General features: G+C 66.0%; 1 protein-coding gene. It reads right to left on the reverse strand.

Going from position 1 to position 265, the window contains the following annotated elements:
- The coding region (locus tag ACVOLZ_RS22325; protein ID WP_481518047.1) for a transposase at nt 1–265 on the reverse strand (265 nt) is incomplete at both ends.

Here is a 265-nt window from a genome sequence, read left to right on the forward strand (position 1 = left end):
CCATGGCGTCTTGAGCTGATACCGCACCCTTCCCTGCGGTGAGATCGATAGCCGCTGCTCGCTGATCGCCGGGCGCGTGATGTAGCGGCACAGCTTTTCGAGCTTGTGGCTCTCGTGTGCTTCCGCGGCCACGCCGGCATGCAGCGAGAAGCCGCCGACCTTGCCGGCATCGCCCTCCAGCGAGCCTGCGTCACCGGGCAATGTTTGCAGCGTGACGACCTTGCGGCCAGCGTCGCGACCGGTGGCGATGCGGTAGGTCATCGAA

The organism is Stenotrophomonas sp. STEN020, assembly GCF_056760195.1.